A 9550-nucleotide genomic window follows, 5' to 3' on the forward strand; every position below is an offset into this window, starting at 1 on the left:
CGTTTCGCGGAAAGCACATGATCACGGGCTTGATCACGACAGTCCGCATTGTCCGTTACGGCGTCAATAAGGGCCCCGATGAAGCGGATTCGGGCCACGCGGCGGGCGCAGCGGCGTTTCCGCCCCGGCTCTGCAGGCGCCAACCGCCTTGCAGAGCCGGGGTGTTGTGCGTTCGGGGCGCGCGGTGTGCAAGTCGGGACGGCGCGACTTGACGGCAGAGATAGCTCACGGAAAAGATATCTCTCGTCCGGAAGGGAGAACCGCCCCGGAGCTTCGGCTCCGAGGGGCGTCGCACCTCACCTCCCGCCGGCGGCGCAGTGTCCGGCGCCCGGTCTCAACCCCGGCGCCTGAGCCATCCGGCCGCCCCACGCACGGCCGCACGCACGCTCCACGCCCCACGGCACCACACCCCACGTGGCTCCCCGCACCGCGCCCCGCCCGTCCTCCAGTCCCTGCCGTCATCCACGTCGTAAAGGAATGGCACCCATGCGGTCCGTCGCAGTAGTCCTCGGTACCAGGCCCGAAGCCATCAAGTTCGCCCCGGTCATCCGCGCGCTCCAGGACGACCCCCGGTTCGACCCCGTGGTCATCTCGACCGGGCAGCACCGCCAGATGCTCGACGAGACGCTCGACGCGTTCGGTCTGAAGCCCGACATCGACCTGGAGATCATGGCCCCGAAGCAGACCCTCTCCCAGGTCACCTACCGCTCGCTGCGCGGCCTGGAGGAGCACTTCGCGATGCTCTCCACCGAGGCCGTGCTCGTCCACGGCGACACGGCCACCACCCTCGCCGGCGCCCTCTCCGGCTTCCACCACCGCATCCCCGTCGTCCACGTGGAGGCGGGCCTGCGCAGCGGCCACCTCGGCTCGCCGTTCCCGGAGGAGGGCAACCGCCGGCTCGTGGCCCAGGTCGCCCACCTGCACCTGGCGCCCACCCCCGGCAACCGCACCAACCTCCTGCGGGAAGGCATCAGCGAGGACACCGTCGTGGTCACCGGAAACACCGTCATCGACGCGCTCCAGTGGGCGTGCGACAAGGCGGAGGACTACGGCGACCCGGCCCTCGCGGACCTCGACACCGACCCGCGGCGGATCATCCTCGCCTCCGCGCACCGGCGCGAGGCATGGCCGCACCTGCCCGAGATCGCCGAGGCCTTCGCCGAGATCGCCGACGAGCCCGACGTACGGGTCGTCGTCCCGCTGCACCGCAACCCGGTGGTGCGCGAGGCGATGCTGCCCCGGATCGGCGACCACCCCAACATCACCGTCGTCGACCCGCTGCCGTACCTGAACTTCTGCCGGCTGATGCGCCGCGCCGACCTCATCCTCTCCGACAGCAGCGGCTCCCAGGAGGAGGGCCCCGCCCTCGGCAAGCCGACCCTCGTCCTCGGCACCGTCACCGAGCGCTCCGAAGCCATCGTGGCCGGCACCGCACGCCTGGTCGGCACCAGCACCAAGACCATCGTCGACGGAGCCACCCGGCTCCTGCGCGACCAGGCCGAGTACGACCGGATGGCCGCCGCCGCCAACCCGTACGGCGACGGCCGGGCCACCGAGCGCACGGTCGGCGCGCTGGCGCACTTCTTCGGCGACGGCCCGCCGGTGGAGCCCTTCGTCCCGGGCACCCCGGTCGACGAGCTCGCCGCCGAACTCGCCCGCACCGCCTCGTACGCACGGGCCTGAGAGCCCGTCACCCACAGGAGAGGCCCACAGCACCGTGCCCGAGACCGCCCTCGCCTTCAGCGGCCCCCGCATCGAAGCGACGCTCGTACGCCACGCCCGCGACTACCCCGTGCGCGAAGCCGCCATCGTCGTCAACACCGGCGTCACCGACGTCCACATCGCCGAAACGCCCCGCAAGAGCATCCCGCCCCTGTCCTCCACGATCCTGGCCGACACCCGCGTCGAGCGGGCCGACACCCTCGTCCTGCTCCGCGTACGCGACGAGGCCGGCCTGCCCGGCGTCACCGAAGACCCGGGCTGGGACCTCCTCGGCGACGTCCTCGCCGGCTTCCCCCGGGACACCCCCCTGTGGAAGAGCCCCCAGGACGACGCGGGCACCGTCACCTTCGACGCCGCCCACCTGCTGGGGGAGGCCCCGGAACCGCTCCGGCCGGAGACGTACGACGTCAAGGTCAACCTCTGGTACGCCCCCGCCGGCACCGACTGCGCCATCCACAACCAGCACGACTTCATCGAGGTCCACACCCAGGTCCACGGCATCGGCCGCATGCAGAAGTTCCGCGAGCAGGACCACCGCACCCTCTACCAGGACGTCGTGATGGCCCCGGGCTACACCACCCCGGACCCCTTCTGCTCCACCGCCCCCGACGGCACCTACCTCTACCCCTGGCACCAGTACCGCGCCGACACCGACTGCGTCTGGCTCGCCGTCGAGTACCACCGCCGCCCCGCCGCCCACTGACCGAACCCCGTGAGGAGCACACCATGACCAGCAACGACCAGTCGCAGCCCCAGTCCCAGCCCCAGCTCCCGCTCCAGACCCCGAAGTTCACCCCGGAGCTCGTCGCCGACCAGCTGCGCGACGGATACTGGCTGGAGGCCCCGGACATCGACGGCGACGGCCGCCCGGACCTGTTCGGCTACGGGCTGCGCCTCGGCGAGATCTACTGGTACCAGAACGACGAGCGGTGGACCCGCCGCCTGGTCCAGGACAAGATCAAGATGCCGGTCGGCGCCGACTTCGCCGACGTCAGCGGCAACGGCCACCCCGACATCATCCTCTGCTACGACCTGTACGGCCCGATCGGCACCATCCACGACGCCAACACCGCGGGCGGGAAGATCGACTGGCTGGAGAACCCCGGCTCCCCGGACAAGGACGAGTCCCGCTGGAAGCGCCACTACATCGGCCGCGCCACCGGCATGCACCGGCTGCGCGTCGGGCACTTCACGCAGAAGGAGCGCCTGGAGGTCATCGGCCTGCCGATCGTCGCCAAGGAGGACGTGCACGCCGTCCTGCCGGTGGTGATGTTCACCCAGCCCGACGACGTGCACACGGCCGAGGAGTGGCCGATGACCGTCATCGACGACAGCCACTTCCGCATGATCCACGGCGCGGAGAAGAAGAAGGGCCTCATACCCGGCTCCGACCTCGACTCGCTGCTGCTCGCCTCCGACGAGGGAGTGACCTGGCTGTACTGGGACGCGGACCGCAAGGAGTGGATCCGCGAACTCATCGGCACCGGTGAGCTGACCCAGTTCGAGCAGACCGGCTTCCGCGGCAGCGGCGACCTCAACGCCGGCCGGCTCGGCGACGACCCGATGGCGTACGTCGCCGCCATCGAGCCCTTCCACGGCAACACGGTCGCCGTCTACACCAAGTCCACCGACGGCCCGCCCGGCGCCAAGCCGACATGGAACCGCGTCCTCCTCGACGTCTACGGCGACCCCAACGAGAACGGCGAGGGCCCCGGCCACCAGATCGTCTGCGCCGATTTCGACGGCGACGGCGACGACGAGTTCCTGGTCGCGCTGCGCGGACCGTGGCCCTGGCAGGGCGTCATGTACTACAAGGCCATCGACGCGGCCAACGGCGTCTGGGCCAAGTGGCGGGTCTCCGAGGAGTCCGTCGCCCGCATCGCCACCGCCGACTTCAACGGCGACGGCCGGCTGGACTTCGCCACCATCGCGTACTCGGTCCAGAACTACTACGTGGCCAAGGAAGCCAAGCTCATGGTCTACCGCAACGAGATGGACGTCTCCTCGGCCGACGACGCCGAGTAGCCATCGGATCCCCGCGCCACCCCACGGGGACGGCCACCGCCCGGCGGCCGTCCCCACCCGAACCCGAACCCGAACCCGAACCCGAATCCGAACCCGAACCGTCCCGCCCGTCGTCCCTCTCGCCGGAAAGCACCCACACCATGTCTGTGTCCTCGTCCTCCACCGCCGCCGCCACCGCTCGCAGACCAGCCAACCTCCCCTCCCTCACCGGCCTCCGCTTCTTCGCGGCCCTCCTGGTCTTCTTCTTCCACGCCTCCTTGATGGACTCGCCCATCCCGCCGAACGCCCCGATCAACCCCTTCGCGGACGACGGCGTGGCCGGGTTCTTCACCACGGCCTTCAGCAAGGCCGGCTACATGGGCGTGTCGTTCTTCTTCGTCCTCAGCGGCTTCGTCCTCGCCTGGGCCTCCCGCCCCGGCGAGCGCCTGACCTCCTTCTGGCGGCGGCGCGTGTTCAAGATCTTCCCGAACCACCTGGTGGTCTTCGCCGCTTCGATGCTGCTCTTCGCCGGCGCCGCCGTCACCAGCGTGGGCGACTGGCTGCCGAACATGCTGCTGATCCACACCTTCTTCCCGCAGCCGTCCATCAACCTCAGCGTCAACCCGCCGAGCTGGTCCCTGGGCAGCGAGTTCCTCTTCTACATGCTCTTCCCGCTGCTCATGGTGGGGATCCGCAAGATCGCCGAGAGGCGGCTGTGGCTCTGGTCCGGCCTGATGGTCGCCGGCATGGTCGGCGTGCAGCTCGTCACCCGCTTCCTCATCCCCGACACCCCGAAGTCGGCGATCACCCCCATCTCCGACCTCCAGTTCTGGTTCGGCTACCTCTTCCCGCCCGCCCGCGTCTTCGAGTTCGCCCTGGGCATCCTGCTCGCCCGCATCGTCCTCGCCGGCCGCTGGCCGCGCCGCATCGGCTTCGGCGTCTCGCTCGTGCTGTCGGTGATCGGTTACGCCGCCGCCCTGGTCGCCCCGTTCGAGTACGGCTTCGTCGTCGCCACCATCATCCCGGTCGCCGCGCTGATCTGCTCCGTGGCCTCCAACGACGTGGCGGGGCGCGACACCTGGCTGCGCAGCCGGCCCATGGTGTGGCTCGGCGAGGTCTCCTTCGGCTTCTACCTCGTGCAGGGCGTCACGATCTTCTACCTGCGCTCGCTGCTCGGCGAGAGCACGTACAGCGTCCCCGTCGCCATCCTCGTGGTCATCGCCTTCTTCGCGGTCTCGCTCCTGGGCGGCTGGCTGCTGTACCGGTTCGTGGAGACGCCCGCCATGCGGCGCTGGAGCCGAGGACGCAAGCGGCCCGCCGCGGTGACCGCCCCGGCCCCGCAGACCGCCGCGGCGTCCGCTCCGGTGACCGCCCCGCAGACCGCCGCCATCCCGGCGCAGGCCACCGCGCACCACGACACCCTCCCGCAGCGGCCCTCGTCGCCGGTACGCGGCTGAGCCCCGCTCACGCGGCCCGCACCTTCCCCCGCCTTCCCCACCCGACCGCAACCCATCGCTCCCGAGGAGGCGTCACCATGCCCACCGTCACCGTCGCGGGCACCGAGGTCCACTACCGTGCCGAAGGCTCCGGACCCGGCCTGCTCCTCATCCACGGCTCCACCGCCGACTCCGAGGCCAACTACGCGGCCATGCGGCCGCTGCTCACCGACCGCTTCACCGTCATCACCCCCGACTACGCGGGCAGCGGCCGCACCGCCCTGCCCCGCGGGGAGCTGACCCTGGACCTGCTGGTCCGGCAGGTCGCCGCCGCCGCCCGCGCCGCCGCCCCGGGCCCGGTCGACGTCGTCGGCGCCTCACTGGGCGCGGTGGTCGCCGCGGCGCTTGCGGCCGAACAGCCCGAACTCGTACGGCGGTTGGTCCTCGTCGGCGGCTGGGCCCGCAACGACGACCCCCGGCAGGAGCTGGCGCTGGGCCTGTGGCGCCGCCTCGCCGACCTCGACACCCTGGCGTACCAGCAGTTCATCACCCTGCTGTCGCTCTCCCCGGACCGGCTCTCGGCCACGAGCCGCGAGGAGATCGCCGCCGCCGCGGCGGCCGCCCGTCCGTCCGAGGGAGCCCGCCGCCAGCTCGACCTGGACCTCGCCGTGGACATCCGCGACCGGCTGCCCGCCATCGAGGCCCCCACCCTGGTCGTCGGCGCCCGCCAGGACCAGGTCATCCCCGTCGCGCACTCCAGGGAGCTGCACCGGGGGATCGCCCACAGCCGCTACACCGAACTGGACTGCGGCCACAACATCCCGTACGAGCGTCCCGCCGAACTGGCCGCGCTGCTCCGCGAGTACCTGGAGGAGGAGCTCGCCGTGACAGCGGCCGTGGCCGCGGGCGGTTAGACGAGAGGAGACGACGGAGCGGCGGCACCACCGCACAACGCGGTGGTGCCGCCGCTCCGTTTTGCGTGCGCCCGTACGCGATCGCTAGGCGACGGCGGGTTCCCGGTGCGCCCCGGCCGCGCGCAGACCGGAGCCGCCGGACAGCGCGAAGGCCTGCGCCAGCAGCTCGTAGGAGCGCACCCGGTCGGCGGGGTCCTGCGTCAGCGTGTTGACCATGATCTCGTCGACCCCGTGCGCCGCAGCCAGCCGCTCCAGTTCCTCGCGGACCTGCTCCGGCGTGCCGCAGACGAGCGCCTGGCTGTTGACGGCGGCCCGGTCCGCCTCCGCGCCGCTCCACCGGTGCCGCCGCGCCTCCTCCGGCGAGGGCAGCGGGCGGTCCTCACCGAGGTCCTTGCGGGTGCGCCACAGCAGCAGGCTGAGCGCCAGCCCGTCGGCCCGCTCCCGCGTGTCGGCGACGACGGCGCGGACCGCCAGCACGCCCTTCTCCGCCGGGCCCCCGGCCGGCGCGGCCGCCGACGCGGCCAGGCCCTGCCGGTAGCCTTCCAGGGCGGCCACGCCCGGCTCCGGGGCGAGGAAGTGCGCGAAGGCGAACGACGCGCCGAGCTCGCCCGCCAGCACGGCGGAGCGGGTGCCCGCGCCCAGCAGCCACAGCCGCGGGGGCACGTCGGGCGCCGACACCAGCGGCGGCAGCTGCCCCGCCTCCCGGCCCTCCCCCCGGCCCTCGCCGAGGCCCAGCAGCCGGCTCACCTCCCGTACCTGCTGCGGGAAGCGCTGCGCGGGCCCGCCGGCCCGGCCGAGCCCGAGATCGACGCGGCCCGGGTGCAGCGAGGACAGCACCGAGAAGACCTCCGCCACCTTCACCGGCTCGTAGCGCGGCAGCAGCACGCCACCGGTGCCGATCCGCATACGCGTGGTGCGCGACAGCAGCGTCCCGGCGAGGATCTCCGGGGCGGTGCCGGCGAAGCCGGGGGAGTGGTGGTGCTCGGCGACCCAGTACCGAGTGAAACCCAGCGCATCGGCACGCTCCGCCAGCTCCACGGAGGCGCGCAGGGCCTCGGAGTGGGTGAAGCCCTCGCCGACGGGGGACTGGTCCAGGACGGAAAGGCGCAGGCTCATGACGGGAGTCCCTTCGTACGCGGGTTGAGCACGGCACGGGGACCGAGCGACGTGTGGCCGGCGATGGTGGCCGGCACGATCCTGAAGTCCCGTTCGAAGACCAGGTTGTGGATGTCGGCGGCGGCGATCGCGCGCAGAACGGGCAGTTCGGCCGCGGCCTGTTCGGCGGTGAAGACGTTCAGCGGCCACTCGCCGACCGTGGCACCCCGCAGGTGCGGATGGTGGAAGCCTCCCCCGTAGTGCGCGGTGAGGGTGATCGGGGCGATCTCGGTGATCCGCTGCTGCGGCCAGGTCAGCGCCCAGACGGCCGCGACACCGCCGTCCGGCGTCCGGTGCACCCCGGAGGCCCTGACCTCACCGGTGCGGTCCAGCAGGTGCTCGTTGATCTCCTCCAGGGCCTGTTCGGCGTACGGGCTCAGCAGCTCGACCGCCTGGGCGAACAGGCGCTCCTTGCCCTGGCGGGACGCCTGGTTGCCGTGCGTGCCGTCCCGCAGGTCGCCGAAGTGGCGCAGCAGCGCGCCGATATGACCGGGGACCGTGCCGGGCGGGGTGGAGGTGGTGCCGGTGCTGTTCATGGCCTCTCTCTTTCTCGTCTCTTTCTCGCATCGGAGTTGTCAGGGCTTGTCAGAGCCGGGGTGCCGCCCTCGGACCGGACAGCCGGTCGCTCAGGGCGTCCGCCAGCCAGTGGCGCAGCCCCCGGGGGTCGTCCGCCCCCTCGCTGCGCCCGTCCCGGAACCGGAACCCTCCGACGCCGGCGGGCTGGAGGAAGGCGCCGTGCAGGAGGTGCGGGAACTCGTGGAAGGTCACGTCGTTTCCGGCCTGCCGCAGCATGCGCGCGTAGGCGCGTACGTCGTCGGCGACCGGGTCGAACGCGCCGACCCCGAGGATCGCCGGGGCGAGCCCGGCGAGGCTGTCGGCCTCGAAGGGCGTACTGGGCGGGAAGGCGGCGCCGGTGTTCCCGCCCCGGTAGTCGCGCCAGGCGGCGGCCATGCCCTCCTGGCTCGGGAAGTTGTCGCGGTAGCGGGTGTAGGACCGGGCACGGCAGGACGGGTCCAGCGGCGGGTAGGCGAGGACCTGGGCGCTCAGCGGCTCGCCCCGGTCGCGCCGGACCAGCGCGGCGGACGCCGCGATCGTCCCGCCCGAGCTGTCGCCGCCGACGGCGACGGGCGGCAGCCCCTCGGCGGCGGCCCGCTCCTGGGCCCAGTCCAGGACGGTGAGCACGTCGTGGAGGGCCGCCGGGTGCCGGTGCTGCGGGGCGAGCCGGTAGTCGACGCTGACCACCGCGCACCCCGACCGGCCGGCCAGGTCCGCGCAGGCGGCGTGCCAGCCCTCCAGCGAGCCGGTCCGCCAGCTGCCGCCGTGCCCCCAGACCAGCCAGCCCGCGTGACCGCCTTCGGGCCGGTAGACGCGGACGGGGATGTCGTGACGGGCGGCCCGGACGCGCAGCGGATGCCAGACGACGTCCTGCGCGTCACGGTCGCGGCCGCGGTCACGATCACGGTGAGCTGCGTACGGCATGGCGGCTGCCTCCCTTTCGGATCTCTCCCTCTCGGGTCCCTCGGAATCGATCCTGCGCCCACCGCCGCCGACCAGCCAGAACCCTGTTCTGGCTAGTCATCCCACGGTCAGGTTGGCGCCGTCCGCCCCCTCGGGCAGGTCGCGGTAGCCCTGGCTGACCTCGACCACATTGCCCTCGGGGTCGGCGAGCCAGACGCTGCGCCAGCCGGGGATGAACGCGTCGAAGTCCAGGGGCCCCAGGGTGACGCGGGCGGCGTCGCCCATCCGCGCCAGGAAGCCGTCCACGTCCTCGGTCTGGAACGCGAGGTGCCGTACGGCTCCGGCGGTGTGCGGCCCGTCGGCGGAGGGCTCGGGCGCGGGCCCGGTCGCGGCCTCCTCCGGTTCGAGCGAGCACAGCTCCAGATACGCGTCACCGAGCCGGAGGAAGACGAACCGGGCGCCCGCCACGTCGAAGGCGCGGGCGCGTGTCATGCCGAACCAGCGGCGGTAGAACTCCTCGGTCACGTCGAGGTTCCGGCAGTTCAGGGCGGCGTGGGACCACCGCAGAGCCATGGACGTCCTTTCGACGGGCGGATCCGGCCCTGACCCGGGCCTGGCCCCCACCCTCCGGTTCGCCGCGCCACCGGAACAAGGCGCACTTGCCGAGGTCGCCGCCGCCTGCACGCACACGAGTCCGGGCGCGGGGCGCGGGGTGCGCGCTCCGCGGCCGGACGATGTGATGGAGCGTCAGTTCGTCGCCTTTCGTTCCCTGTTGTGGAGGAAGAGGGTGGTGGTGAGGACGCCGAGGAGGACGATGGCGGCGTTGACGAGGACGGCGATGCCGATGCCGTCGAGGATGGC

9 protein-coding genes are annotated in these 9550 nt (G+C 72.4%); 5 read left to right on the top strand and 4 right to left on the bottom strand.

The window, feature by feature from the left end; genetic code table 11:
- Positions 1 to 486: 486 nt before the first annotated feature.
- The 5 genes from wecB (at position 487) to ABZX67_RS32825 (ending at position 6076) form a co-directional block, all read left to right on the top strand.
- Complete coding sequence (gene wecB, locus ABZX67_RS32805) at positions 487 to 1683, top strand: UDP-N-acetylglucosamine 2-epimerase (non-hydrolyzing) (protein WP_355368308.1); 1197 nt, start codon at positions 487 to 489, stop codon at positions 1681 to 1683.
- A 34-nt stretch (positions 1684 to 1717) separates the two neighbouring features.
- The gene (locus ABZX67_RS32810; RefSeq protein ID WP_355368311.1) at positions 1718 to 2425 is read left to right on the top strand and encodes a hypothetical protein; all 708 of its coding nucleotides are present in this window, start codon (positions 1718 to 1720) and stop codon (positions 2423 to 2425) included.
- A gap of 23 nt (positions 2426 to 2448) precedes the next feature.
- Positions 2449 to 3747 (top strand): VCBS repeat-containing protein, encoded by a 1299-nt coding sequence (locus ABZX67_RS32815; protein ID WP_355368315.1) that lies wholly within the window; start codon positions 2449 to 2451, stop codon positions 3745 to 3747.
- Between the two features lie 140 nt (positions 3748 to 3887).
- Positions 3888 to 5183, top strand: coding sequence for an acyltransferase (locus ABZX67_RS32820; protein WP_355368318.1), 1296 nt, complete (start codon positions 3888 to 3890; stop codon positions 5181 to 5183).
- A 77-nt stretch (positions 5184 to 5260) separates the two neighbouring features.
- Positions 5261 to 6076: an alpha/beta hydrolase gene (locus tag ABZX67_RS32825; protein ID WP_355368321.1), complete on the top strand. Its 816-nt coding sequence runs from the start codon at positions 5261 to 5263 to the stop codon at positions 6074 to 6076.
- 84 nt (positions 6077 to 6160) lie between these two features.
- Here the strand turns inward: ABZX67_RS32825 and ABZX67_RS32830 are convergent, their stop codons facing one another.
- From ABZX67_RS32830 to ABZX67_RS32845, 4 genes are all read right to left on the bottom strand, one after another.
- Positions 6161 to 7192 (bottom strand): MsnO8 family LLM class oxidoreductase, encoded by a 1032-nt coding sequence (locus ABZX67_RS32830; protein ID WP_355368324.1) that lies wholly within the window; start codon positions 7190 to 7192, stop codon positions 6161 to 6163.
- The gene (locus tag ABZX67_RS32835) at positions 7189 to 7767 is read right to left on the bottom strand and encodes a hypothetical protein (protein ID WP_355368327.1); all 579 of its coding nucleotides are present in this window, start codon (positions 7765 to 7767) and stop codon (positions 7189 to 7191) included. Before ABZX67_RS32835 ends, ABZX67_RS32830 begins: the two co-directional genes overlap by 4 nt.
- A gap of 49 nt (positions 7768 to 7816) precedes the next feature.
- Positions 7817 to 8710 (bottom strand): alpha/beta hydrolase, encoded by an 894-nt coding sequence (locus tag ABZX67_RS32840; protein WP_355368330.1) that lies wholly within the window; start codon positions 8708 to 8710, stop codon positions 7817 to 7819.
- Positions 8711 to 8806: 96 nt separating this feature from the next.
- Positions 8807 to 9262, bottom strand: coding sequence for a VOC family protein (locus tag ABZX67_RS32845; RefSeq protein ID WP_355368332.1), 456 nt, complete (start codon positions 9260 to 9262; stop codon positions 8807 to 8809).
- Positions 9263 to 9550: the final 288 nt, after the last annotated feature.

It is taken from the genome of Streptomyces sp. NPDC003036 (genome assembly GCF_040611175.1).
Taxonomy (GTDB): domain Bacteria; phylum Actinomycetota; class Actinomycetes; order Streptomycetales; family Streptomycetaceae; genus Streptomyces.